The organism is Actinoplanes philippinensis, from assembly GCF_900113015.1.
GTDB lineage: Bacteria > Actinomycetota > Actinomycetes > Mycobacteriales > Micromonosporaceae > Actinoplanes > Actinoplanes philippinensis.
This window is the reverse complement of sequence record NZ_FONV01000021.1, coordinates 1-24,516: the sequence shown is the minus strand read 5'-3', so window position 1 is coordinate 24,516 and position 24,516 is coordinate 1. Positions and strand designations below refer to the sequence as shown.

The window sequence follows — 24,516 nt, the reverse complement described above, 5'->3', positions numbered from 1 at the left end:
ACCCGGGCATCGACATCACCACGATAAGCAGGCAATCCCCGCAAACTGGGCGATCTTGCGGAACTGGGTCCCGATCACCGCCGGGCGAGGGACGCCCGGGTGTACTGGTCGTCGAAGCGGCGCGGGAACGGCAGCATCAGGTGCTTGGCACGCCACGGGCGCATCTGGCGGACGGCGTTGAACCCGGCCGCGGTGATCACCCGGGCGGCGGTGGCGAAGAGCGGCCAGGCGGGGTACGGGTCGACGTGCGCCACGTCCGCCGGCAGGTCGCCGGGCCGGCGTGGACAGGCCAGCACCAGCCGGGGACGGACTCCCTCCGCGGCGGCGCAGTCACGGGCGTACCCGAGAAGCTCCTGGATCTCCGGTCCGGGGCCGGAGTGCACGATCAACCAGGAGCCCTCGGCCACGCCGCGCGGGGTGACGCCGGGCGGATCGCTCAGGGTGAGCGGCGCGGCCGTCCCCGGCAGGTACGCCCGGTGCTCGGGCGTGAGGTCCTCCAGCAGCCACGTCTCGTCGAAGGCGATCGGCTCAGCGGGCAGCAGCGGCCGGTAGGCGTCCCAGCGCAGCAGCCGGGCCAGGTGGACCGTGCGCGCGCCGGGCGGGACCGAGGCCGCCGACAGCTCGCCGTCGAGCCCGGCCGGGAACGCGTCGACCACCAGCGTCGACGGGCGCAGCGACGGCAGCGCCTCGGCGGGCAGCAGCCGGTGCGGGCCGAGGACCCGCGGGTCGGCGGTGAACGCGGAGGCGGTCAGGATCGTCGCCGTCGCCCCGGGATGGCAGGTGTGCAGGTAGGCCCGGATCCGGGTGAGATGCCCGAGCCCGCCGCCGCGGACGTAGCAGGCGATCACCGCACCGATTCCAGCACCTTCAGGTAGCCGTCGGTCTCGCCGTCGACGCCGAACCGGTCACGGACCCGCCGCGCGCCCGCCTCCCCGAGCGTTCTCAGCACGTCGTCGCCGGCGGTCGCGGCCCGGTGGACGGCGGCCCGGCAGGCGTGCGGGTCACCGGCCGGGAACCGGAAGCCGATCTCGTCGTCGACCAGGTCGGCGAGGCCGCCCGCGTCCGACGTGAGCAGCGGGATGCCGAGGGCGGCGGCCTCCAGGGCGACGTTCGGCAGGCCGTCGTAGAACGACGGCAGCGCCACCAGGTCGCAGGAGGCGTAGACGGAAAGCAGCTGGTAGCGGTCCCGGAACGGCCACACCGTGTGCGCGACCTGCGGATGCCCGGCGAGCCAGTCGCCGATGCCGGGCTCCAGGTCGCCGGCCAGGATCAGGTGGAAACGGTCGGCCGGGAGGGCATCGAGCAGCAGGCGTACGCCCTTCTTGTTCTTGAGCTGACCGATCACGCCGATCGTGCGATGGCCCGCGGCCACGTGCCCGGTGCGCCAGTCGTCGGCGGCGCGCTGCTCGGACGGCAGGATCCGCCACTCGGTGGTGTCGATACCGTTCGCCACCCACGTCACCGGGGTGTCCGGGGCCAGTGCGCTGACCTGACCGGCGGTGCCGGCGGCGACGACGCAGACGTGCGCCGACGCGCGCAGCGCCTCCAGGACCACCGGCTGGCGGCGCAGCGAGAACACACCGGTGTCGAAGTCGTTGCCGCGCAGCAGCGTGACCAGCGGCAGGCCGCCCCACCGGGCGTAGACCGGGGCGGCCAGCATCGGATGGGTCCCGCCGAACGCGACGACGTGCGTGTAGTCGCCGATCCGCGGCTCCAGCGTGGTCCAGAGCAGGCGTAGCGCGTGTTCCGGGTCGTCGCCGAGCGGCACGGTGTGCAGCCCGTTCTCACGATGGTGGGTGGTCCGCCGGCTCAGGTGCACCACGTCCACCACGACGCCGGCGGCACGCAGCCCGCGGACGATCCGGTCGCACGAGTTGGCCATGCCGCCGGGGCTGGGTGGATAGTTCTCGGTCACCCAGAGCAGGCGCATCAGCTGTCCACCAGGGCGTCGTCGCCGTCGTCGAGGTAGTCCTGGGAGGCGCCCGCGCCCGGGTCGAAGGCGGACCGGTCGAAGGTGTCGAAACTCGTGTACCAGACGGTGTCGTCGTACTGCTCGGACGACCGCTGCCGGTAGGCGCGACGGCGCTGGGCGGCGACCGCGGCCGGATGACCGAGCTGACCCCGGGCCGCCGCGCACTCCGGGCACAGGCCGCCGTCGGCGATGTGGTCGGCGCAGATCGCCCGCCCGCAGGCGGGGCAGCCGGCCACCGCCATGCGGCCGCACTTGCCGAGGGTGAAGAAGCCGGTGGTGACCGCGCAGGGCGTCAACGTGCACTCCAACGGAACGGTTCGGTGGCCACCGCGAGGATCCAGTCGAGCTGCTCGTGGTGGCTCTGCGGCTTGCGGGTCACCTTGGCGGCGGCGGTCACGCTACGGCGCGGGCCGTCCTGCACGACCGCGCGGATCCAGCGTGGCGGCGGGGACACCGGGCGGTTGCCGGGGGCGTCCGGGGGCAGCTTCCGGCGTACCTTGATGATCTGGACCTGTTTGACCTTGCGTTTGATCTTGGTTTTGCCGCGCGGATTGCGTTTGGTCACCCGCCGCGTCCGGACCCGGTCGACGACGAGCACCTCCAGCACGCTGCCGTCGCGCAGGTCGGCACGCAGCCGCAGCCACGGGTCGACCGCCCAGGTGTCCGTCGCCGACTTGACCGGCGGCCGGACCGGCAGGTCACGTGGCGGATGGGTCTTGCCGGGCGCCTCGTGGCCACGCAGGTCGGCGGTGACCGTGAGGGCGCCCTTGCGGCCCAGGTCGGTGCAGATCTCGGCGATCAGCGGCACGATCACGCCGAGCATCCGCGGCGGCAGCTCCCACTTCGAACGGCGGACCAGTCCGGCGTGCCGGTGGAGGCTGGCGGCCAGCTCCGCCCAGCCCGCGGCCGGCTGCGTCGCGGAGAAGCCGCGCTGGTGGATGAGCGCCTGGTGCAGCGGATGGAAACCGGCGATCGCGGCCTTCTGCTTGCGCCAGAACATGACCGGAACCTATCAGTGGCCCGCGACCAGGTCATAGACCCGGCCGAGACGAGTTCGCGCATGCTGCCAGGTGAACCCGTCGAGGATCTTCTGCCGGGATCGTTCACCCAGGTCACGGCTGATGTCCGGGTATTCGAGCAGCACCCGGATCGCGCGGGCCAGCTCGGCCGGGCGATCCGGCGGCACGAACCGGCCCAGATCACCCAGAACCTCGCGGATGACCGGGAGGTCCGAGGCCACCACCGCGGTTCCTGCCGCCATCGACTCCCACACCTTGATCGGGCTGCAGCCCTGATCCAGGTTGCGGGCGGTCGCGGTCAGCGGCGCCACCGACAGCTCGGCGTGCGCCAGCCAGCCGGCGACCTCCTCGTGCGGCAGCTGGAAACGCCAGGTAACCGGGATCTCCAGGCGCTCGGCGAGCCGGATCAGCGGGCGCGCCCGGGCCGGCGTCACCGACGAGCAGACCACCAGGCGCAGGTCGGTCAGGTCGGCCAGGCGGGCGAAGGCCCGCAGCAGCACGTCGACGCCCTGCCACGGCTGCAGCGCGCCGACATAGACGACATAACGGCCGGGCGCGTCCGGTGGGCGCGGCACCCCGGCGGGCACCGGGTCGGCGCCGTTCGGGATCAGATGCAAGCGGTCCGGCGGCACACCCCGGCCGGTCACGGCACTCTCGATGACGTACGACGGAACGACCACCGCCGCGGCCCGGCCCAGACAGTGCTCCTCGATCTCACGAACCTTCGCCAGCGTCGACGGGGCGGCCATCGGCCACGCGTACGGCAGCTCGATCGACGGCAGGCCGTTCGCCTCGTAGACCAGCCGCGCGCCGGTGGCCAGCGCCGGCAGGGCGCTCCACGGGTCCCGGACGTGGCAGATCTCCAGCGTGTCCCGGTGCGGTTCGAGCCGGTCGGCGACCCACGCGGAGAAGGCCTGCGCCCGGTCCAGCAGGTTCGGCACCACGCCGGTGAAGCGGACGATCTCGACACCGTCCTCCCACTGGTAGGCGGGCAGGTCGCCGCCGCCCAGCACACACAGCAGGCCGCCGCCGTGACGCTCGAACAACTCGGCGGCCATGTGCCGGATGTGCACGGCCGAGCCCTTCGCCGACGGGAACCTGTCGAACGCGATGTAGGCCGCTCGGTGCCGGTCACCGGTCTGCACGACGTCTCCCCGCTCCCTCGTCACCGTTTCCCGTCCTGCGTGTTCTTGCCGGGGCCGCTTCCCTGGGTCTTCTTCACGGCCGCTCATCGGTCGTCGCCGCTTCCCGGGTCCCCTTCTTCGCGGCCGCCCACCGGTCGCCACTGCTTCCCGGGCCTTCTTCAAGGCCGCTCACCGGTCGCCGCCGCTTCCCGGGTCCCCTTCTTCGCGGCCGCCCACCGGTCGCCACTGCTTCTCGGGTCTTCTTCTTCACGGCCGCTCACCGGCCGCGGCCGCTTCTCGTCCGTTTTCTGCGTTTTTCTTCCGGTGCCAGGCGATCTGCTCGGTCAGGCCCTCGTCCAGAGAGGTCGTCGCGGTCCAGCCGAGCAGCTCGGTGGCGCGGGCGGTGGCGGCCCAGGTGCGGGTCATGTCGCCGGGCGCGGCGCCGGCGGACACCGTGGGCGGCGGGGCGCCCAGCAGCGTACCGATGCGATCGAGAGCGTCGCGCAGACGGACCGTGACCGGATGGCCCACGTTGAGCACCGTGCCCGGCGGCAGCGGCGTCAGCGCCGCCCGGATCGTCGCGTCGACCACATCGTCGACGAAGGTGAACGAGCGGCTCTGGCCGCCGTCGCCGTGGAGCGGCGCGGGCGAGCCGTCCAGCGCCGCCTCGATGAACCGGTGAAAGGCCATGTCCGGGCGCTGCCGCGGCCCGTAGACCGAGAAATAGCGCAGCACCACGACCGGGAGACCACCGTCGGCTGCTCGCTGTGCGAGCGCCTCGGCGTCCGATTTCGATCTGGCGTACGGGCTACCCGGGGCGATCGGATCGTCCTCGGAGCACGGCCGGCACGCATCCCCGTAGACCGAGGAACTGGAGGCCAGCACGAACCGCGGCTTCCCGGCCGCGCACGCGTCGAGCAGACGCGCCGTGGCGGTGACGTTGTCCCGCCGGGTGTCCGCGGCTCCCGCACCGAAGGACGAACGCACGCCCGGACGCCCCGCGAGGTGCAGCACCACGTCGGCGTCAGCCAGCGGCCCCAGATCGCCCGTGACGAGATCACAATCGGTCACCGTGATGCCGCTACGGGCCAGCTCGGCGAGGCCGGCCGGAGTCGCGCCGCGTGACCGCGCGTCGACCGCCAGCACGTCGTGCCCGGCGGCGGCCAGCGCCGGGGCCAGGTGGCCACCGATGAACCCCGCCGCCCCCGTGACCACCACCCGCACAGACGCACTCTAGTAGCCGCGCCGAAGTGGCACGGCCAGCCCCTGTCCACGCCGGTCGCGGAATGCCAGTCTCGATGCGGACACGTCGATGTCTGGGGGTGCCCGGTGTTCCGAGGATATCGGCAGCGGAGTGAGTCCCGGCCCGCGCAGAGCCGGAGGTCCGTGCCACTGACCGGCCCCGGCGCCTCCTCGCGTGACAGCACGGCGCCGGAGACCGTGGACGGCTCGCCCGCCGGCCGGCCGCTGCGCGACAGCCCGTCCGAGCCGGTCCGCGCCACCGGGCTGGGCAGTTCCCTGGCGGCGTGGCTGCAACGCAACCGCGAGCGGCCGGGCGGCGCCGCCGAGGACCCGCGGATCTTCGAGCTGCTGCGGGCGGTCGGCGCGGACGAGGTTCGGGAGCATCGGCTGGAGGTCGAGAGCCGCCCCGACCGGACCTATCCGCGCCGGTGGCCGGACGGCCGTCGGGCCGATCCGGTGCGGCTCGACTACCACGGCGTCGGGCTGCTGCAGGCGGCCACGCCCGCGCACCACGGGATCCGTGCGCACGGCCCGGGACTGCTGCAGGCCGCCACACCCGCGCACGACGAGATCCGTACCCGCGGCCTGGGGTTGATGTTCCCGGCGCACACCGTGCACGCTCGCGCCTCGACGGCGGTCGTGGTCGGGAACGACTGCGAGCTCACCCGGGCCGACCACGTGCACATCAGGCAGGCGGTGATCGCCGACGACGACGCGCTGCGCTCGCCGCGGGTGCGCCGGGTGCTGGCGCGGGCGGTCCCCGGGCGGGACAACACGCGGGTGGCGCGCACCCTGCGGTCCACCCTGTCCCGCCTCGCCGAACGGCCCTCCGACAACGGCCCGGCGCGGGCGACCTGCACGGCCGAGATCCACGACTGCGAGTCGGTCCAGCTCGGTGACGACGCGATGACCCGCCTCGACTCCCGCTACGTGGTGGAGCGGACCGTCATCCCGGCCGGCGCGCTGCTCGCCGGCAGCGAGGATCTGGCCCGCCGCTATGTCGCGCTGGTCACCGCAGAGACGGCCGATCCGGCCACGCTGGCCAGTTTCCTGTGCGCCTTGGTCGGCGCCGCGGAGAACACCGAGGACGACAACCTTCTGGGGTACGCCGACGGCCTGCCCCACCGGCCCGCCACCCTGCTGGGGCTCTTCGGCCTGACATCGATCGACGACATGACCAGCATCATGATCGGCACCGGCGACGAACCGCACACCGAACTCGACCTCACCACCGCCCGGCCGGCCGTCGACGACTCGCCGGCGGGCCGCCTGACCCAGCCACCCCCGGCGGTCACGACACCTCTTGCGCCTGCCACGGGCACGCGTCCGACCGTACCGCCGCCTGTTTCCGAACCGCTCTATCGCCCACCCGCGGCATCGCCGCCACGCCCCGCCCCGGCCGCGCCCCACCCCCCATCGCGTCCTTCAGCCACGCCGGCGCCGCACGCGCCCCCGCCGGACCTGCCCACCGCCGGTGAGACCGCGCCGCCACCCCGACCGGAACCGGGCGGGGCCAAGCGCCCGCAGGCGTCTGGCCGGACTGTTCAGTCGCCTTGGGATGCCTCGCCGCCTTCGTTCCTCGCGCGTCGGGCCGCACCGCCTTCTCCACCGGCGTCGTCGCCTTCTCCACCGGCGTCGTCGCCTTCTCCACCTTCCGCGCGTCCTGCACCGGCGCCACCGGCATCCCGCCGGCCCACACCGCAACCGCGCACCACGCCACCGACGCCTTGGCCGCCGGATCAGCCCTCACCTGCCACCTCGCGCACCACGCCGCAACCCCACCCGAACCCGCCGACCTATGCACAACCAGGGCAATTCCCGCCGGCCACTCCCCGGCCCGCCCCGCAGCCCCGCCCGGCCCCGCTGACCCCTTCGTCTCCGGATCAGCCCGCGCCGGCCACTCCTCACAGCACGCCGCAACCACGCCCGGCCCCTTCACTTCCGGATCGGCTCGCACCAGCCACTCCTCACAGCACGCCGCAGCCCCGCCCGACCCCATCACCTCCGGATCAGCTCGCACCAGCCACTCCTCACAGCACGCCGCAGCCCCGCCCGACCCTGCTGGACTCTTCACCTCCAGGGGAATGCCCGTCGGCGTCTCCCCCGTCCGGGACGGTGCCGGATTAGCAGGATCCTCGTTACTCCGGGCCGTCCTCGGAGGGATGCCTCGACGAGGGGTGGCCGGGACCGTGATCAGGTGTGGCTGGTTGCGGGAGCTTTCCTCGTGGCGTTCGCCGTGGCCGGGGTCGTCTTCCTGACGCGGGCGACCCTGGGCGACGCGGATCAGTCCGCGAGCGTGGGCAGCTTCCTGTTGACGCCGGTCGCGCTCGAGGTGACTGCGGTCGTCGCGCTCGAGGTGACTGCGGCCGTCCCGCTCCGGTGCCGTCGGCCGGATGACCCGCCGCCCGCCGGTGGGAGCCGGATCACGATCAAGAACCTTCGTAGCAGCGGGTACGTGCAGATCGGCGACGACGCGACCGCCTCATTGACCAACAACCACTACGCGAAAACGCCGGCCGCACCTGACCGGAAAGACTGATCGTTCACGGACGCCGGTTGCGGGGGTGGTTCTTGGCGGTGCGCTCGTTGCCGTGCCGGTAGTTCCCGGTCAGCCGGGCCATCAACTCCTGGGGGTCCTCGTTGTCGACGTCGGCCAGGAAACGGGCCGCCTTGGCGCCACGCAGCACCCCGGCCGGGCGGCCATGGTGCAGCATCTCCACGTCGCCGTTCTTGCGGATGCGGTAGGTGAATCCTTCGGGAGTGTTCGTCACCGGCGGATCGTCGCCCACCCATGGCACCCGGCACCAGCGAATAAGCAGCTCACTCGAACAGGCTGGGGTCGAATTCCTGCGTACCCTCGTCCGGCGTCCACCGTGCTGCGAGTGGCATGAGGTCGGTGATCCGTACGCTCCGGAGTCCTTTCTCGGTGGGCAGGATCACCCGGATGCCCGGGTGGTAGTCGAACAGGATCTGCCGGTCACGCCCGCACGGCCCCACCGGCCCGCGTCCGTGGTTGCCGACCGCGACGATGGTCGTGAGTTCACGAGCGCCGGACGCACGGGCGTGCCCCAGCGCGACAAGCTCGGCACACGGACCACCAAGGAAGTGATAGAGATTGATTCCCCCATACATCGACCCGTCGACGGCCCTAACCGCCGCTCCCATCGTGTAGATGCCGTGCTCACCGTCGGTGTTGGCATCGACGATGCTGCGGGCAAGCTCGATCAGCTTCCGATCGTCTTCGGTCAGTTCCAGCGAGGAAATCGACATGCGGCGACTCTAACGCCCGATTCTCAAGCCCCCGGATGCCGATTCCCTCCTCTCTTACGCCGCCGTTCCTGCGGGGCCCGAACTCACGTTCCGCCGCCCCGACAGCAGCCGATCCGCCTTCTTCCACTCCATCACCTGAACTCAGGCAGCCGACCCGCCTTCTCGGCCCGACACCCGAAATCACGCAGCCGCAGCCGCTCCATCACCGACTCGCGCCGCCACACCCGTGTTCTCGTGTCGATCGCGCGAACTCACGCAGACAACCCGCCTCTCCCTCTCCCACACCGAGTTCACGTGGCCGAGCCCGTCTTCCCAGCCCAGACACTCCAACCTCACGCGGCCGGATCCGACGTCCCTCACTCCGTCGTGCGCTTTTGCGTTGGGCCGGGCCCGCGATATTGCGGGCGAACCCCGCTTCCACCCGTCGTCGCCGCAGTGCATGCAAGGGAACACTGTTTCCCGCCGCCGAAATTCGGTGAGACACCCGGCCCTGCCTCGCTCCCCCGATCCGTTACGACTTGGGCGCCGGTGGCTGAGAGGATGTGCCGATGCGCGCGGTGGTGTTCGATGCGATCGAGGGTCAGCCCGAGGTGCGGGAGGTGCCGGAGCCGTCCGCGCCACCCGGGGGCGTGGTGGTTCGGGTGATGGCGACCGGAATGTGCCGCAGCGACTGGCACGCCTGGGCGGGCCACGACGAGATCACCCTGCCGCACGTTCCCGGACATGAACTGGCCGGGGTGATCGCGTCGGTGGGCGACGGCGTCGATCGCTGGACGGCCGGCGACCGGGTGACCGTCCCGTTCGTCTGTGGCTGCGGACGGTGCGAGTGGTGCCGGACCGGCCAGGCGCAGGTCTGTCCGGACCAGCAGCAGCCCGGTTTCACGCACTGGGGCTCGTTCGCCGAGCTGGTGCCCCTGCACGCCGCCGACACCAACCTGGTGACGATCCCGGACCGGGTCGGGTTCGAGGCGGCGGCGGGCCTGGGGTGCCGGTTCGCCACGGCATACCGGGCGCTGGCCGGCCGGGCCGATGTCACCGAGGGCGAATGGGTGACCGTCATCGGCGCCGGTGGTGTGGGCCTCAGCGCGGTGATGATCGCCCGTGCGCTCGGGGGCAGGGTCATCGCGGTCGACCGTAATCCGGCCGCCCTGGCGGTGGCCGCGGAACTCGGCGCCGAGCACACGCTGCTCGCCTCGGAGGACGTTCCAGCCGCGGTCGCCGATCTCACCGCGGGCGGCAGTCATGTCTCCGTCGACGCGGTCGGGGGCGAACAGACCTGTGCCGATGCGATCCTCAGCCTCCGTCGCCGCGGCAGGCACGTGCAGGTGGGCCTGCTGCCGCCGGTCGACGGGCACCCCCGCGTGCCGATGGCTCGGGTGATCGGCTGGGAACTCGACGTCCTCGGCAGCCACGGGATGGCGGCTGTCGACTACCCGGAGATGATGGGGCTCATCGCCGAGGGGCGGCTGGCCCCGCAACGCCTGATCGAGCGAACCATCGGCCTGGCCGAGGCCGCCTCGTTGCTGCCGGTCTTCGACACTGCCCCGGTCGCTGGAATGACGATGATCGACCCACGGCTGCCCTGAGACGTCCACCCCTCCGCCTTCCCTCAGGCCTTTTGAAGGCCACTTCCCCGTACATGAACGCGGCTGCGTCGTCGACATCCTTGGCGGCGCCGACCGCCTTCCAATGGCGCACCGGGATCACACCCGGCTGCACCAGGTCGAAGCCGTTGAGTGGTCGGCCCGGAACCCCGCCGACTTCGCCATGAACCGCCGGTTGGCCCGCATCGAGACCGGCAGCAGCGTGCGCCGGCCATCTTTGCTGCCACCCCGCGCCATCCCGCCGCCGGTTACCAAGCCGCAACACTTGATAGATGTCAATGTGATGCCCCGGCGAAAGGCTCAGGCGATGAGTAACGGGGAACTCACACGGCGTCGTTTTCTTACCTCGGTGGGCGTCAGCGGTGGAGCCGGCGCCCTCTTCGCCACGATGGGCGCGCTCGGGCACGCGCCGACACCCACCGCGACACCCGACTTCCAGGCCCCACAGCGCGCCGATTTCCATCTGACCGGCCGTGGCACCCGCAAGGTCGTCATCCTGGGTGGCGGGATCGCCGGGCTGACGGCCGCCTACGAGCTGGGCAAGGCCGGCTACGACTGCACGATTCTCGAAGCCCGCGACGTGACCGGCGGCCGCAACCTGACGATCCGGGGCGGCCGGGTGGAGACCGACCTCGACGGTCACACCCAGCGGGCCGGTTTCTCGTCCGGCACCTATCTCAATGCCGGTCCGGCCCGGATCGCCCAGTGGATGGTCACTCTCGATTACTGCCGTGAGCTGGGCGTCCCGATCGAGCCTTTTGTCAACGCCAACGCCGACACGTTGATCTACAACGAGGCGGGCGGGTCGCCGGTCCGTTTCCGGACCGCCAAGGCCGACCTCTACGGGTACGTGTCCGAGCTGCTCGCCAAGGCCACCGACCAGGGCGCCCTCGACAGTGTGCTGACCGACGAGGACAAAGCGCGGCTGCTGTCCTTCCTGGAGGACTTCGGCGACATCGGGAGCGAACACGAATACGTGGGGTCCACACGGCGGGGCTTCGCGTCTTACCCCGGAGCGGGTGAGGACCATGGGACACCGCTGCCGGGACCGCCGTCGCTGTCCGACGTGTTCGCCAGCCAGGTCGGACGGTACATCAGCTTCGAATTCGGCTACGACCAGGCGATGATGATGTTCCAGCCGGTCGGTGGCATGGACCGGATCGCCGCCGCCCTCACCACGAAGGTCGGCCGTCAGCGCGTGCGGCTGGGCGCCCAGGTCCTCAAGGTCAACGGCCGTGCCTCGGATGTGACCGTCATCTACCGTCAGGGCGGCCGGGAGCATTCGATCACCGCCGACTTCTGCATAGCCACCCTGCCGCCGAACCTGATGGCCCGCATCCCGCACAACCTGGGTCCGGACATCACCTCGGCGCTCACGGCCTTCTTCCCGTTCGCCGCCGGCAAGATCGGCCTGGAGTACCGCAGCCGCTGGTGGGAGAACGACCTGCGGATCTACGGCGGCAGCACCCAGACCGATCTGGACATCGGCCAGATCTGGTATCCGTCGCACGACTTCCACGCCCCGCGGGGGCTGCTTGTCGGTTACTACAACTTCGCCGACGCCGCCGAGGCCTACGGCGCCCTGCCGCCCGCAGAACGAACGGCCCGAGCCGTAGCGCAGGGCGTGAAGATCCACGGCGACAGGTACCGCACCGAGCTGGCCTCGGCCTTCTCGGTCGCCTGGCATCGCACGCCGCACCTGGAGGCCGCCTGGAACTATGCTCCGTGGGAGGACAGCACCGCTTTCCGCTTGCTGCTGAAGCCGGCCGGCCGGGTCTACTTCGCCGGCGACTGGTTGAGCCAGGCCGTCGCCTGGCAACACGGCGCTCTCCTGTCCGCCCGTGCCGTGGTCACCGCTCTGCACCAGCGCGTCCTCACCTCCTGATCGCACACCACGGCCGGCACTTCTCAGCCGCCATCGGCAGGCGGACAGACGTCGGGCAGCGGCGGACCGGCGCGGCAGGAACATCTGCTACTCCCTGACGCCGATGTGTTCGACCGGCGGCACACGCAGCAGCCGGGCGATCGGGAGGATGGTCGTGGCCAACGCGAGGACGGCTGTGCCACCGAGGACGGTCGCCACACCGAGCGGCGGCACGTAGGGCACGAGGTTTCCGGTGAGCGCCCGCACCACGCTGCTCAGGGTCAGCGCGGCGATCGTGCCGCCGAGCAGCACAGCGACGCCGAGCAGACCGGCCTGTTCCGCGTTGATCATACGTTTGACCTGGCGCCGGGTCACTCCGGTCAGGCGGAGCACGGCGAGTTCCCGGCGGCGGGCGAGTGCTGCCATGACCATCGTGTTGGCGGCCGCGACCACGGTGTATCCGACCATCACGGCGATCAGCAGCCGGTTGAGCCAGGCGCTGAGCGCGAGGTCCTTGGCGAGACCACCGGTAACCGTGCCGGTGTCGACGAGAGCGGCGCCGGGGTGGGCGGCCGCGATCTCCCGCAGAGCGACGTCGGCCGAGGCCGGGGCACTGATCAGGATCTGGTCGTCGAGGTTGGTGGCGGTGTGCCCGATCACCGCGGACCGTGGCAGGACCACGTCGCCGAACCCGAGCCCATGCTCGTAGATCGCGACAACCCGGACGTCAGCCGGTGTGCCGTCACCGAGCCGCAGCGCCACCTTCTCCCCCAGATCCCAGCCGAACGTGGACGCCTGCGTCCTCGACACCGCCGCGGTCCCGTCGCGCAGGTCGGCGAGGCTGCCGCTGGTCACCCCCAGATCGAGCGTTGCGTCGATCCCGGCGGGGTCCACGGCTCGGGCGCCGATCACCTCGCCGTCTCCCATCACGGACGCGACGACACTGGTGTTACGAACCGGGGTCGCCGCTCGTACCCCTGGAACCGCACGAACCTCGGCGACGACGGAGTCGGACAGACCCGCTCCGGTGACCAGCGCTCGGGTGGCGATCAGCCCGGATCGGCTCTGCGCCACCGCCTGGCGTTCCAGGTTGTTCTGCAGGAACCACACTGATCCGCCGAACCCGACCGCCAGGACCAGCGAGGTGAGCACGCTCGCCGCGCCCCGGGCGTTCGCACGCAGGTTGGCGGCCGCCAGGTATCCGCTGGTCCCGAACGCCGCGCGGAGCAGCGGGGCGAGCAGCCGTGCGGCGGCCGCGTTGATCCACGGCGCGAGCAGCGCGACCGCGAGCACGAACAGGTACAGCATGCCGAGCGCGGCACCGAGCGCGGTCTGCCCGCCGGCGGCGACCGCCGCGAAGGCGGAGGAACCCGCGGCGGTCAGAGCGACGAGGCCGCTGATCCATCGGACGCGCCCGGCGGAGACCGGCTCGATCGCGGCCTCGCCGAGTGCTTCGGCCGGTTTGATCCCGCTGATCCGGCGCGCGGCGAGCAGGCCGGCGAGCACCGCGGACACCAGGATGACTCCCGTGGCCCCCGCTGCGGCGATCACGCCCGGTGCCATCGGGAAGCCCTCCGGCACGAACCCTCGGCTGGTGAGCTCGCCGGTGAGCCAGCCAGCGGCGGCCAGGCCGGCCGGCACACCGATCGCCGAGGCGAACACGCTGACCAGCGCCGACTCGGCCATGATCATGCGGCGTACCTGCCCCGGCGTGGCGGCGACGGCGCGAACCAGGGCCAGGTCCCGCCGCCGGTGCCGCACGCTGAGACCGATGGTGGCCGCGACCACGAACACGATCAGCAAGATGACATAGCCACCGAACGAAGCCCCGACCTGGATCAGCAGCCCCGCCGCGGCACCGTCCGCGGACCGCTCCGCGAGCCCGCTGTCAGCGCGGCGGAGCACCGCGGTGTCACCGGCGACCTGCCCGACCTGGTCTGCCAGTCTGCCGAGATCGGTCCCCGGAGCGGCGATCACACCGACGGCGCTGACAGCGCCGCGGTGCGGCGCGAGAGCGGCGGCATGCGCGTCGCTGAAGAAGACCGCTGCGGCGTTCCCGTTCCCTCGCGCCAGACCACTGATCCGGTACGTCCGGAGCACTCCCCCGACGACCAGGCGCACCTGCTCACCGACCCGCGCTCGACCGGCCTCCCCCGTCGAGACACCGCCAGAAGCGGCACCGCCCGGGGCCACACCGGAATCGAGGCCGCCCGGGACCGGATCCGTGCTCAGCACGACGTCGTCGTCATTGGCAGGCGCCCTCCCGTCGACCAGCTCATACGGTGTGAGAACGGCGCTCGCCCAGCCTCGCCCCGACAACGGCGTGCCGGCGCCGGTGTGGACCGCAATGTTCTCGTCGACCGCGACCGTGGCGACGCCCTCGATGCCGCGAATCCGCCCGGCCAAGCCAGCCGGAACCGTGCCGCCCTCGGGCAGCGCCACTGTGCTGCGATAGATCTCGCCGTCGAACTCCCTGCTGGTGAACGTGGTGTCGGGCCGGGCCACGACGAGATCGGCGGCCGCATACCGGACCGGCGCGGGGTGATACCTGAGACCGGATTCGACGAGCACGCCCATCGCGGTGAGGATCAGGGCGCCCAGAGCCAGCGCCAGCAGCGTGGCGACGGACGAGCCGGGCCGGTGCCGCAGCATGCGCGTGGCCAGCGAGATCATCGGGTCACCGCCCGGCTACGGCCGAGGGTGGCCAGGTGCTCGGCGATCCGGTCGGCACCGGGTTGTGGCATGTCGTGCACGATCCGCCCGTCGGCGAGAACCATGACGCGATCCGCGTAGGAGGCGGCCACCGGATCATGGGTGACCATGACGACGGTCTGCCCGTGCTCGTCGACGATCGCCCGCAGCAGCGTCAGAACCTCGGCCGCCGTGTTCGTGTCGAGCGCACCGGTCGGCTCGTCGCAGAAGATGACCTCGGGCCGGGAGGCGAGGGCCCGCGCGATGGCGACCCGCTGCTGCTGGCCGCCGGACAGCGCGGACGGCCGGTGGCGCAACCGCTGTCCGAGGCCGACCCGGTCGACCACCTGCGTGATCCACGCGCGATCGGGGCGGGCGCCGGCCAGGCGCAACGGCAGCAGGATGTTCTCCTCGACGGTGAGCGCGCCGATGAGGTTGAACGCCTGGAAGACGAACCCGATCCGGCCGCGGCGCAGTTCGGTCAGCTTGGTCTCGGAGAGCCGCGACAACTCGGTCCCACCGATCCACACGCTGCCGTCGGTTGGCCGGTCCAGGCCGGCCGCCGCCTGCAGGAGCGTGCTCTTGCCGGAGCCCGACGGCCCCATGATGGCCGTGAAGGTGCCGCGCTGGAACGACGCGTCGACTCCGGCGAGCGCGTGAACCGGCTCGCCGTCGGCGTGATACGTACGGGTGAGCCCGGTGACGCGCACCGCGGGCTCGGTGTGGACGGACATTCGCTGGCCTCTCCGTGTGTTTTCGGTTCGCGGAGAAGTCTGTTTGCCGGCGCAGTCGCGGAAAATGAAGCGAACTGCCCAACCCTGGTACAGCAGGCGCTACTTCTCGAGGTAGCGCAGCACTGCGGTCACCCTCCGATCGGCACGGTCGTCGGGAGCGAGCCCGAGTTTGGCGAAGATGCTGCGGATGTGTTTGTGGACGGCGCCGTCGGTGACGAAGAGCCGTTCGGCGATCGCCGAGTTGCCGAGGCCCTCGGCCATCAGGGCGAGCACCTCCCGCTCGCGTGCGCTGAGGGAGCCGAGAGTGTCGTAGGGGCGTGGACGGGCCAGCAACTGCCCCACCACTTCGGGATCGACGGCGGTGCCGCCGCTCGCCACCCGTTCCAGGGCGGCGAGGAACTCCTCGACCCGGCCGACACGCTCCTTGAGCAGATAGCCGAGCCCCGACGATCCGCCGGCCAGCAGGTCGGTGGCGAAGGCCTGCTCCACGTAGGCGGAGAGCACGAGCACGGCCAGGCCGGGCTGCCGTCTGCGGGCCTCGACGGCGGCGACGATGCCCTCGTCGGTGTGCGTCGGCGGCATCCGGACGTCGACGATCGCAACGTCCGGCCGATGCTCCTCGACGGCGGCCAGGAACGTGCCGGGACCATCGGTGGTGGCGAGGACCTCCAGTCCTTCGGCTCGTAGCAGCAACGCAAGTCCCTCGCGTAGCAGGGCATCGTCCTCGGCGATCACGATCCGCACGGCAACTCCACGTCCAATGTCGTCGGCCCAGCCGGTGGGCTGGAGATCAGGAAGCGGCCATCGTAAGCCTCGACCCGTCGGCGGATGCCGCCCAATCCGGAGCCGCCGGACTCGTCGGCGCCGCCCTTGCCGTCGTCGGTGATCCGCAGGTGCAGCCGGTCGCCGGCGCGCCGCACAGTCACGCGGACCGAGGTGGCGCCACTGTGTTTGACCACGTTGGTGAGCGACTCGGCGACCACGAAGTAGGCGGTCGCCTCGACCGAGACGGCACACCGGCCGGGCACGTCCACGTCGATCTCGCACGGCACCGCGCACGTACCGGCCAGACCCGCGAGAGCCCCGATCAGGCCTCGATCGTCGAGCACCGGAGGCAGGATGCCGCGCACCACGGTCCGCAGCTCGGCGAGCGCCTGCTCGGTGGCCTCCTGTGCCCGGTCGAGGATGTCGGCGACCGCATCCGGATTGCGGGCCTGGGCGCGGCGCGCGGCCCCGATCAGCACGTTGAGCGCGACCAGCCTGTTCTGTGTGCCGTCGTGCAGGGAACGCTCGATCCGGCGAAGCTCGGCGGCGTGCGCGTCGAGGGCCGCCGCGCGGGTGGCCGTCAGCTCGGCCACCCGCCGGGACAGGTCGATGTCGCCCGACGGCGGCAGCAGCCGCCGACCGGGCATCGCCTGGAGCCGGGCGATCCCCGGCCCGAGAGCCACGGCGACGGCGCCGAACCCGACACCGACCACGGCCACGCCGAGCGCTCCGGCCAGCCCGTCGACCCGCCACCAGATCATGCCGGGTGCGCCCATCTCGGGATCGATGGCCCAGAACCACAGCGGGAACGTGACGTCCTCGACCGCGTAGACGGGCAGGCTGATGCCGATGGCGCCGAGCAGGAACCCGGCGGTGCCGTGCCAGGCCAGCCACGCCATGTCACGCCGGACATCAGGGGCATGCAAGGCGTCGCGCACGCCGGCGGGCAGCGGTGGCGGGTCCACCACCGGAGGACCCCAGCGGGTCAGCCGGGCACGCTCCCGGTCAGCGACCGCGCGGGCGACCCGGAACACCGTCGGCACCAGTGGCACCCCGATGCCGACCGGGCAGAGCAACACCACGACAGCCGTCCACACCAGGGCGCCGAGGGCGAGCAGCGCGGTGCCCAGACCGCCGACGATGCGTTCGAGGGCATCGACGGCGGCGCGTAACCTGCGCCAGTTCTCCTGCGGCATGCGACGAACGATAGGCCGCCGGCTGGGCGGCGACAGTAGCGCAGGCTATACCTTCAAGACTCACCCTGGCGGGATGGTCGGGCCCGCGACCGGCTCATAGCGTGGCCGGCATGAATGAGACACGCACCTGGATCCGACCGGCGCTCTGGGCGCTGCTGATCGTCAGTCTCGCCGCCAACGGCGTCACGTCGAGTCTCGGCGTCAACCTGTTCATCGCCTCGGGATTCGGGCTGGCGACGCTCGCCTGCGCCGCGGCGCTGGCGGTGCAGCACTACCGATCTCGTTGACGTGTCGCCGCGTGGCGACGCCGGCGATCAGAGTGGGCATGAAGGGTTCGACATGTGCGGGGACCAGGTGGGCGGACGTGCCGTCGGCGTTGCGGCCTCGGTGTGTGAGCGGAGTCCAGGACCAGGCCGACGACCCATTGCCCAACAGGCGGGACGTAGCGGTACCGGCCGAGCGCCACGAATCGAGCAGATGGCTGACCCGCCTTCCGTAGAGGTGGGCGGCAGGCAGCTTGTCTCACACCGCCAGCTGCCCGGCGGACCGGTGCGTGGTCAGCCAGGTGAGGAACTCGACGGGAGGGATCGGCTTCGAGATGAGGTATCCCTGGATGGCGTGGCAGCCGTGGCGCCGCAGGTAATCGAGTTCGTCCTGTTCCTCGACGCCTTCCGCGACGACGGTGAGGTCCAGGGCGCGGGCCAGTTGCAGCGCGGCGTCGGTGACGGCGCGGCGGGTGTGGTCGGTGACGATGTGCCGGACGAAACTCTTGTCGATCTTCATCTCGTGGATGGGCAGGTGCGCGAGCCTGCCCAGCGAGGAATGGCCGGTGCCGAAGTCGTCGATCGAGAGCTTCACCCCGAGGCCGTGCAGGGCGTCGAGCGTGCGCCGGGCGTTGGTCGGGTCGGCCATGATGGCGTTCTCGGTGATCTCCAGGGTCAGCGCGGCCGCGGGCAGGCCGTGGCGGCTCAGCGCCTGTTCGATCTGGCCGGTCAGGGCCGGGTCGGTGAGCATGTCCGGCGACAGGTTGACGGCGACCGTCAGGGGGTGCCCGAGGCCACGCCAGGTCGCACAGTCGGCGAGTGCGGTGTCGAGCACGTGCGCGGTCAGTGGCCCGATCAGGCGGGCGCGTTCGGCGAGGGGGATGAATTCGTCCGGCGGGACCGGGCGGCCCTCGTGCTGCCAGCGCACGAGCGCCTCGGCGCCGAGGACGCGGCCGCCGGCCGGGTCGACCTTCGGCTGGTAGACGACGGTCAGGGTGCCGGCGTCGACGGCGACTCGCAATCCGGCCATGAGGGCGAGACGGCGGGCCGTGTCGTGGTCGTCCTCCGCCCGGTAGACGCGGACACCGCAGCGGGAGTCCTTCGCGGCGTACATGGCCAGGTCGGCGCGGCGCAGCAGGCGATCCGCGTCGGCGCCGTGCTCCGGCGCCACACAGACACCGATGCTGACCTGCACGTCCAGTTCGAGGTCACCGACGGGCGCGGGCAGTTCGACGGTCCGGCGCACGTCCTCGGCGAGGGCGAGGATCGCCTCCTGGCTGCCACCGTCCCGGATGATCAGGGCGAACTCGTCGCCGCCGAAACGGGACACGGTCCCGTGTGCGCCGTAACGGTCCTCCAGCCGCCGGCCGATCTGGCGCAGCAGATCGTCCCCGGTGTCGTGCCCGAGGCCGTCGTTGACATCCTTGAACCGGTCGAGGTCGAGCAGCAGGACTCCGACGGTCCGTCCGTCGGCCGCCGCGGTGTCGGTGGCCTCCTGGAGGTCGGCCAGATATCGCTGACGGTTGGGCAGACCGGTGAGCGGGTCGTGCGCGGCGGTGTGGCGAAGCCGCTCCAGCAGCCGGGCCTCGGACAGGGCACTACCGGCGTGCGAGGCCATCGCCTGCAGCAGCCGCAGGTTGTCGTCGGTGAAGGCGGGAGTGTCGGGCAGGCAGCCGGACACATACAGCACACCGCTGAGTTCTCCCAGCCGGACCGGGACCGCGATCGACTGGGGCCGCAGGACCGGCGTGCCGGTGCGGGCGGGCCGCCACCAGTCGTCGTCATCGACCGTGCCGCTGTCCTCGGAAGCGTCACGGTTCACCGCCGCCGGCGGATGATCGAGAGGCACCTCAGAGGCGGCATCACGAGCGATCCCTGGCTCAGCGGCGGTCGGTCCTTCGACGTGCCCCCTCGTGATCCGATCAGCGACGGCCTGACCGGAATGATGGCCGGATCCCGGATCGCCGGAGCCGTTGACCGGCGTTACCTCGAAACGGTCCCGGCCGTGCATGCGCATGCGGAGCAGACGGCCGTCCTGCGGGACGATGAGCGCGGTCTCTTCGGCGCGGACGACGTCGCGGGCCTGGTCGAGGGTGGTGCGGGCCACGTCGCGGGCGTCGGTCAGCCCGTCCAGCGAGCGGGTGAACCGGTAGAGGTCCTCGACCTGCTGGTGGGTACGGGTCTGCTGGGCGTACCGGTCGAAGACCCGGTAGGCAGCGAAGACGAGCACGCCGAGCAGCAGCCCCGCCCAGATCTGCTGGCGCACCAGCAGCGCCGTGACCAGCGCGAGGGTGGTGGAGACCGCGACCAGCGGCATCTGCAGCAGTTCCTTGACGTCGGCGCTCATCAGCCGCCGCCACTCCTGGCTGTCGTCGTGCAATGCGATGACCGCGCTGATCAACACGATCGACACGAGATCAGCGACGAACGTCGACGCGAAGGCGGCCGCCCACCCCACCGGTCCGTAGGGATCGGCAGGGCCGCCGAGCAGGTGGAACACCACGGCGGCCATGGTCGCCTGGGTGAGGTACAGGATGGTGTTGAAGACCAGTTTGCTGCCGCGCTGGCCGCGGAGCAGGATCAGCCCGGCGAGCGCGCCGGCCAGCCGGACCAGGACCAGCAGTGCCGGGTGGATCATGAGGAGGCCGAGGACGAGCGGGATCTCGCTCAGGGTCATCGTGTGGGCGCCGCGACGGACCGGGAACTTGACGGTGAACCGCTCGGCCAGCGCGAACAGCAGCACCAGTGTGCCGAGCAGCAGCGGGCCGGCACCCCGTGGCGAGGGTGCCCCGGTGAGGTGCCACATCGCGGCCTGAACGGCGACGACCACGACGGCCAGCGCCGCCGAGAGGGCGAGGACACGTGCGCCGGGTGTACGAACTCCCCCGCCTGCCATGTTCCTCCCCTCCCGGCTGTCCGTTCTCCCAGTCGGCCGTGTTGCGCCGCGGTTGAGAGAACAGGTGAGTCGGCGGCTGGATCAGGCCCAGCTACGGCCCGCCCAGGAGCGGCCGGCCCACGTGCCGCCGGCCCAGGAGCGTCCGGTCCATGTGCCGCCCGCCCAGGAGCGGCCGGCCCACGTGTCGCCCGCCCAGGAACGCCCGGCCCACGATCTGCCGGTCCACGTGACGAGGGCCCAGCTGCTCGACGCCCAGGACGTGCCGGTGAAGCCCGGTCCGGACCACACCGAGCCGTTCCAGGTGCCGCCCGTCCACGCCTTGCCGTTGCGTGCGGCGGTGGTCCAGGTCAGCGGCACCCACGGCATGCCGAAGATGTCGCGTTCGCCGGTGAGCTCGACGCCCGAGACGCTGTCGGCCACGTGGCTGGTGCCCCGGGAGGCCTCCAGCGATCCGAGGCCGGTCGCCGGCGCCCACACCTGGGTGGCGTTGAGCGGCATGATCAGGGTGGATGCTTCGGCGATGTCCAGCTGTCCGGCACCCGAGCCGATCGGGTCCGGCTTGGCCAGCGGGTCGGCCGCCTTCATCAGCAGCTGCTTGACCTGGTCCGGCGTCAGGCCGGGACGCTGCTGCAGCAGCAGGGCCACCGAGCCGGACACGACGGCGGCGGCCTGCGAGGTGCCGCTGCCGCGGAACAGGTTGTCGCCGACGCGCGCGGTCGGGTATTGGGTGTCGATGTACGAGCCGGGCACCCGCAGCGACACCAGCGACCGGCCGGCGGCGAGCAGGTCGGGGTGGCGGACCACGGTTCCGCGGTTGCTGAACGTGGCGATCGTGTCGTCGGTGCGGGTGTCGGTTCCGTTCGGGTCGGCGGCGCCGACCGCCAGGACGTACGGGTTGGCCGCCGGCATCGTCACGCGGGCAGCGCCGTCGTTGCCCGCGCTGGTGACCACGACGATGCCCTTCTTCCAGGCCGACTCCACCGCGAACGACAGGGGGTCGGTGAGGGACGGCTGGATCGAGTCGGTGCCGAACGACAGGTTCAGCACCCGGATGTTCAGGCCCGGGTCGTTGCGGTGCGCGACCACCCAGTCGATGGCTGCGATGACCTGCGAGACATCGACGGCGCCGTCGTAGGCGGCGGTCTTCAGGCTGATCAGGTGCGCGCCGGGGGCTACACCCTGGAATCCGCTGCTCGGGTCCGATCCGGCGATGATGCCGGCCATGTGGGTGCCGTGCCCGTAGGTGTCGAGATATTGCAGGCCGGGGGTCTGCGATTCGAACGACAGGTCCGGGCCGTTGATCACCTTGCCCGGCTGGTTGAGGCCGGCGACCGGGGCGACTCCCGAGTCGATCAGCGCCACACCGATGCCGGCGCCGGTCAGGGACGCCGTGTCGGCTGTGCCGTTCCGTACTGTGCCTCCGGCCGCGCTACGCACCGCCGTGACAGCGGCGTTGGCACCGCCGGCATCGAGCCAGGCAGCGCCGGCCAGCCGTACCTCCGGCTCGGCCGCACGCGCCGGGCCGGCCCCGAACGGTGTGGTGGCGAGCATCGTCGCCACCACACCGATTCCGGTCCGCCGGACCCACCGTCCAGTTCCCACCATCCGCTCCCTCTTTCCCGTGACGCGATGGCGTGCATCGGCAGGCCGCCCAGCGACCTGAACCTTTCGCGCCGGGATGCTCCAGCTCACACCCGATCTGCCGACCGCACCCGGCCTGTGGTGAAGAAGGACACCGCGAACCACGACCGGGCCGACCATGGCGGAGCCATACCCATGACAGCAAGGCGAACGAAGACCACGGCCCGGGCCGGACGACTACACAGGGAGAACCGGAACGGCCCAGCCGAGAGCGATCCGGCGGGTCCGGCCGGCAACGGCCCCGCGCCCGGCCATACAGAACCGGAGCGACGGCAGTTCATGGGCCAGCTCTTGGCGGACGCGTTCGATCGGATGGCCGACCGACGATCGACAACCCGCGGCCCGCCGGCAGCGGTTGAAACACGCGGACGGCGCACGGGCGGACGCGGCGACCACGGGCCGCCCGGCAGTGACTGGATCCGGGAGCCGTGGGCGGCAGGGCGAGGTCAGGTGCCGGAGATGGTCAAGGACAAGTGGTCGAAGTGGGGGGCGATGGCGGCCCATTCAGTGTCGTCGAGTTCGTGAGGGCCCACTCGGAGGGAGGTCAGATGGGACAGGATCGGGAGGTTGGCGAGTGTGAGCAGGGGCTCGCCGTCGAATTCGGCTCGGGTCAGGTCCAGGGAGATCAGAGCCGGGAAGCTCGCCGGGGTCAGTTCTTCCAGCTGTTCGACGGGGCAGGCGGTGCCGAAGACGTCGGTGGCGATCTCCAGCTCGAAGTGGGTCAGCGTGGGCAGCGGGCCGGGGAGGACAGAGCCGTCCGAGCTGATCACGCCCCGGGACCGCACGTGGATGACGGCGGGGGCGGACACCGCATGGAAGAGCAGCGCGCCTTCGACGGTCAGGGTGCGCAGAGCGGGCAACGCCTGCCACATGGCGCCGCCCGCGTCGCCGACGAAACCCTCGTCGTAGTGGTCGAGCGGATTGAAGCCGCGGCCCGTCGAGGTGGTCGCCGTCTCGTACAGGTACCGGAAAGGGTGCCCGAACCACAGCTCAGTGAGAGCGGTGCGTGGCTGTCGCGCGATGGCGGACGCCGCCCGGCGCGCCGAGTGATGGAAATCGGTCATCTCCAGGCGCAACCTTTGAAGATCGGAGGCGGCCGGATGGTTCAGGAACGTTTCGATCAGGATGGATTCCCAGAGTTCCGGATCAGGCTCCGGGCGGCCCAGGATGTGCTCGACCAGCGCGCCTCGACGAGCAGTGGTGTCCGGGGCGAGCCGGAACGCCGCCGAAGCAGGGCCGTCGAACTGCCAGGAACCGTCCTCCAGAAGCCCATCAAGATTCATTCGGCGAGCCTAGAGGTAGCCCACCAGGCGGTCGGCGAGGGCGGCGGGCCGGCTCAGCGCCGGCGTGTGCCCGCCGTCGATCTCGTCAGGAACGAGACCCAGCCGCTCGCGGGCGATGCGGCGCTGAAAGGCGGGCGGCAACAGGCGGTCGTCGCGACAGATCAACACCTTTGTGGGTACGGCCGGCCAGACGCGCATGGGGGTCGGCTCCGCCAGACGTGCCTCGGACTGGGTACGGCCCCGAGCCCGGGCTTCGGCGGCCAGTTCGGGGGCGACGTCCTGGTAGAAGAGGTCGTCGTGCTGCTCGCGCGGCTCTCGGTCCCAACCGGTGTCGGCCCAGTAATCGGTGACCGCCTCACCCGGTGCCGGGATCATCGGGGCGACCAGCACCATCAGCCGCGCCGGGAGCCGTTCGCACACGAGCGGAGCGGTGAACCCGCCCAGCGACTGTGCCACCACCACGAGGCCGGCGCGGTCACCGGCCGCCGCGACGACAGCGTCGGCGTACTCCGGCAGGCCCGCCGTGTCGTCGTCGCAGGGCAGATCGGGAGCGACCGTGTGATGGCCGCGCGCCCGCAGTTCGGCTTCCACCAGATGCCAGTACCAGCCGACATCACCGGCCCCATGGATGAGGACGAAAGGGCTCATCGCGCTTCCTTCCGAGGTCGAGAATCGGACGAAGTCATCGAACCATGCGGCGGTGCCCTTCCGCGCTGTCGCTCACTCGCTGCCGGGGCCTCCCGGCTGTCTTGCCGCGCGACATCCCTGGGGCGATTCCACCGGGGCCGGGACGCCGGGGCGAGGACCCTGGTGCAGCGACGCCGTGGCCGGGACGCCGTGGCCGGGACGCCGTGGCCGGGACGCAGGGGCCGGGACGCAGGGGCCGGGACGCAGGGGCCGGGACGCAGGGGCCGGGACGCAGGGGCCGGGACGCAGGGGCCGGGACGCAGGG

At 71.6% G+C, this 24,516-nt stretch carries 21 protein-coding genes; 5 read left to right on the top strand and 16 right to left on the bottom strand.

Features of this window, described 5'->3' with window-relative positions; genetic code table 11:
• Window positions 1-74: 74 nt before the first annotated feature.
• From BM290_RS40545 to BM290_RS40520, 6 genes are all read right to left on the bottom strand, one after another.
• Window positions 75-848 (bottom strand): hypothetical protein, encoded by a 774-nt coding sequence (locus BM290_RS40545; RefSeq protein ID WP_093621299.1) that lies wholly within the window; start codon window positions 846-848, stop codon window positions 75-77.
• The gene (locus tag BM290_RS40540) at window positions 845-1,930 is read right to left on the bottom strand and encodes a glycosyltransferase family 4 protein (protein WP_093621298.1); all 1,086 of its coding nucleotides are present in this window, start codon (window positions 1,928-1,930) and stop codon (window positions 845-847) included. Before BM290_RS40540 ends, BM290_RS40545 begins: the two co-directional genes overlap by 4 nt.
• On the bottom strand, window positions 1,930-2,268 hold the full coding sequence (locus BM290_RS40535; protein WP_093621297.1) for a hypothetical protein: 339 nt from the start codon (window positions 2,266-2,268) through the stop codon (window positions 1,930-1,932). Before BM290_RS40535 ends, BM290_RS40540 begins: the two co-directional genes overlap by 1 nt.
• Window positions 2,265-2,972, bottom strand: coding sequence for a hypothetical protein (locus tag BM290_RS40530; protein WP_093621296.1), 708 nt, complete (start codon window positions 2,970-2,972; stop codon window positions 2,265-2,267). The genes BM290_RS40535 and BM290_RS40530 overlap by 4 nt, the downstream gene beginning before the upstream one ends.
• A 12-nt stretch (window positions 2,973-2,984) precedes the next feature.
• Window positions 2,985-4,136: a glycosyltransferase gene (locus tag BM290_RS40525; protein WP_239143854.1), complete on the bottom strand. Its 1,152-nt coding sequence runs from the start codon at window positions 4,134-4,136 to the stop codon at window positions 2,985-2,987.
• 246 nt (window positions 4,137-4,382) lie between these two features.
• A complete protein-coding gene (locus BM290_RS40520; protein WP_093621294.1) occupies window positions 4,383-5,339 on the bottom strand; it encodes an NAD-dependent epimerase/dehydratase family protein in 957 nt (318 codons plus the stop codon).
• A 162-nt stretch (window positions 5,340-5,501) separates the two neighbouring features.
• Between BM290_RS40520 and BM290_RS48830 the strand changes: the two genes are divergently transcribed.
• Together BM290_RS48830 and BM290_RS40510 are read left to right on the top strand one after the other, a co-directional pair.
• Complete coding sequence (locus tag BM290_RS48830; RefSeq protein WP_093621293.1) at window positions 5,502-7,484, top strand: hypothetical protein; 1,983 nt, start codon at window positions 5,502-5,504, stop codon at window positions 7,482-7,484.
• Between the two features lie 97 nt (window positions 7,485-7,581).
• Window positions 7,582-7,896, top strand: a complete 315-nt coding sequence (locus BM290_RS40510; protein ID WP_143134116.1) for a hypothetical protein — start codon at window positions 7,582-7,584, stop codon at window positions 7,894-7,896.
• Window positions 7,897-7,900: 4 nt separating this feature from the next.
• On the opposite strand, the gene BM290_RS40505 is transcribed toward BM290_RS40510, so the two are convergent.
• Both BM290_RS40505 and BM290_RS40500 read right to left on the bottom strand, forming a co-directional pair.
• On the bottom strand, window positions 7,901-8,128 hold the full coding sequence (locus BM290_RS40505; RefSeq protein WP_143134115.1) for a hypothetical protein: 228 nt from the start codon (window positions 8,126-8,128) through the stop codon (window positions 7,901-7,903).
• A 49-nt stretch (window positions 8,129-8,177) separates the two neighbouring features.
• Window positions 8,178-8,627, bottom strand: a complete 450-nt coding sequence (locus BM290_RS40500; RefSeq protein ID WP_093621291.1) for a cytidine deaminase family protein — start codon at window positions 8,625-8,627, stop codon at window positions 8,178-8,180.
• 548 nt (window positions 8,628-9,175) lie between these two features.
• Between BM290_RS40500 and BM290_RS40495 the strand changes: the two genes are divergently transcribed.
• Both BM290_RS40495 and BM290_RS40490 read left to right on the top strand, forming a co-directional pair.
• On the top strand, window positions 9,176-10,213 hold the full coding sequence (locus BM290_RS40495) for a zinc-dependent alcohol dehydrogenase family protein (protein ID WP_093621290.1): 1,038 nt from the start codon (window positions 9,176-9,178) through the stop codon (window positions 10,211-10,213).
• Window positions 10,214-10,580: 367 nt separating this feature from the next.
• Window positions 10,581-12,116, top strand: a complete 1,536-nt coding sequence (locus tag BM290_RS40490) for a flavin monoamine oxidase family protein (RefSeq protein ID WP_239143855.1) — start codon at window positions 10,581-10,583, stop codon at window positions 12,114-12,116.
• 87 nt (window positions 12,117-12,203) lie between these two features.
• Here BM290_RS40490 and BM290_RS40485 read toward each other — a convergent pair whose 3' ends face one another.
• The 4 genes from BM290_RS40485 to BM290_RS40470 all read right to left on the bottom strand — a co-directional run bounded on the left by BM290_RS40485 (window position 12,204) and on the right by BM290_RS40470 (window position 17,481).
• Complete coding sequence (locus BM290_RS40485; RefSeq protein ID WP_093621288.1) at window positions 12,204-14,768, bottom strand: FtsX-like permease family protein; 2,565 nt, start codon at window positions 14,766-14,768, stop codon at window positions 12,204-12,206.
• Window positions 14,765-15,520 carry an ABC transporter ATP-binding protein gene (locus BM290_RS40480; RefSeq protein ID WP_093621287.1) on the bottom strand — a complete coding sequence of 252 codons (756 nt, stop codon included), beginning with the start codon at window positions 15,518-15,520 and terminating at the stop codon, window positions 14,765-14,767. Before BM290_RS40480 ends, BM290_RS40485 begins: the two co-directional genes overlap by 4 nt.
• A 99-nt stretch (window positions 15,521-15,619) precedes the next feature.
• Complete coding sequence (locus tag BM290_RS40475) at window positions 15,620-16,264, bottom strand: response regulator transcription factor (RefSeq protein WP_093621286.1); 645 nt, start codon at window positions 16,262-16,264, stop codon at window positions 15,620-15,622.
• Window positions 16,252-17,481, bottom strand: coding sequence for a sensor histidine kinase (locus BM290_RS40470; RefSeq protein WP_093621285.1), 1,230 nt, complete (start codon window positions 17,479-17,481; stop codon window positions 16,252-16,254). The genes BM290_RS40475 and BM290_RS40470 overlap by 13 nt, the downstream gene beginning before the upstream one ends.
• A gap of 110 nt (window positions 17,482-17,591) precedes the next feature.
• Here BM290_RS40470 and BM290_RS48825 point away from each other — a divergent pair, with 110 nt between their 5' ends.
• Window positions 17,592-17,768: a hypothetical protein gene (locus BM290_RS48825; RefSeq protein ID WP_177320099.1), complete on the top strand. Its 177-nt coding sequence runs from the start codon at window positions 17,592-17,594 to the stop codon at window positions 17,766-17,768.
• A 235-nt stretch (window positions 17,769-18,003) separates the two neighbouring features.
• Here the strand turns inward: BM290_RS48825 and BM290_RS40460 are convergent, their stop codons facing one another.
• From BM290_RS40460 to BM290_RS40445, 4 genes are all read right to left on the bottom strand, one after another.
• Window positions 18,004-20,640, bottom strand: coding sequence for an EAL domain-containing protein (locus tag BM290_RS40460; RefSeq protein ID WP_093621283.1), 2,637 nt, complete (start codon window positions 20,638-20,640; stop codon window positions 18,004-18,006).
• Between the two features lie 81 nt (window positions 20,641-20,721).
• The gene (locus tag BM290_RS40455; protein ID WP_093621282.1) at window positions 20,722-22,245 is read right to left on the bottom strand and encodes a S8 family serine peptidase; all 1,524 of its coding nucleotides are present in this window, start codon (window positions 22,243-22,245) and stop codon (window positions 20,722-20,724) included.
• A 482-nt stretch (window positions 22,246-22,727) separates the two neighbouring features.
• The gene (locus BM290_RS40450; protein WP_093621281.1) at window positions 22,728-23,564 is read right to left on the bottom strand and encodes a hypothetical protein; all 837 of its coding nucleotides are present in this window, start codon (window positions 23,562-23,564) and stop codon (window positions 22,728-22,730) included.
• A 9-nt stretch (window positions 23,565-23,573) separates the two neighbouring features.
• On the bottom strand, window positions 23,574-24,212 hold the full coding sequence (locus BM290_RS40445) for an alpha/beta fold hydrolase (RefSeq protein ID WP_093621280.1): 639 nt from the start codon (window positions 24,210-24,212) through the stop codon (window positions 23,574-23,576).
• Between the last annotated feature and the right edge of the window lie 304 nt (window positions 24,213-24,516).

Coding starts and splice junctions, on each gene's coding strand:
- BM290_RS40540 (WP_093621298.1), bottom strand. CDS start 1,930: ATGCGCCTGCTCTGGGTGACCGAGAACTATCCACCCAGCCCCGGCGGC.
- BM290_RS40530 (WP_093621296.1), bottom strand. CDS start 2,972: ATGTTCTGGCGCAAGCAGAAGGCCGCGATCGCCGGTTTCCATCCGCTG.
- BM290_RS40500 (WP_093621291.1), bottom strand. CDS start 8,627: ATGTCGATTTCCTCGCTGGAACTGACCGAAGACGATCGGAAGCTGATC.
- BM290_RS40495 (WP_093621290.1), top strand. CDS start 9,176: ATGCGCGCGGTGGTGTTCGATGCGATCGAGGGTCAGCCCGAGGTGCGG.
- BM290_RS40485 (WP_093621288.1), bottom strand. CDS start 14,768: ATGATCTCGCTGGCCACGCGCATGCTGCGGCACCGGCCCGGCTCGTCC.
- BM290_RS40480 (WP_093621287.1), bottom strand. CDS start 15,520: ATGTCCGTCCACACCGAGCCCGCGGTGCGCGTCACCGGGCTCACCCGT.
- BM290_RS40470 (WP_093621285.1), bottom strand. CDS start 17,481: ATGCCGCAGGAGAACTGGCGCAGGTTACGCGCCGCCGTCGATGCCCTC.
- BM290_RS48825 (WP_177320099.1), top strand. CDS start 17,592: ATGAATGAGACACGCACCTGGATCCGACCGGCGCTCTGGGCGCTGCTG.
- BM290_RS40460 (WP_093621283.1), bottom strand. CDS start 20,640: ATGGCAGGCGGGGGAGTTCGTACACCCGGCGCACGTGTCCTCGCCCTC.
- BM290_RS40455 (WP_093621282.1), bottom strand. CDS start 22,245: ATGGTGGGAACTGGACGGTGGGTCCGGCGGACCGGAATCGGTGTGGTG.
- BM290_RS40450 (WP_093621281.1), bottom strand. CDS start 23,564: ATGAATCTTGATGGGCTTCTGGAGGACGGTTCCTGGCAGTTCGACGGC.
- BM290_RS40445 (WP_093621280.1), bottom strand. CDS start 24,212: ATGAGCCCTTTCGTCCTCATCCATGGGGCCGGTGATGTCGGCTGGTAC.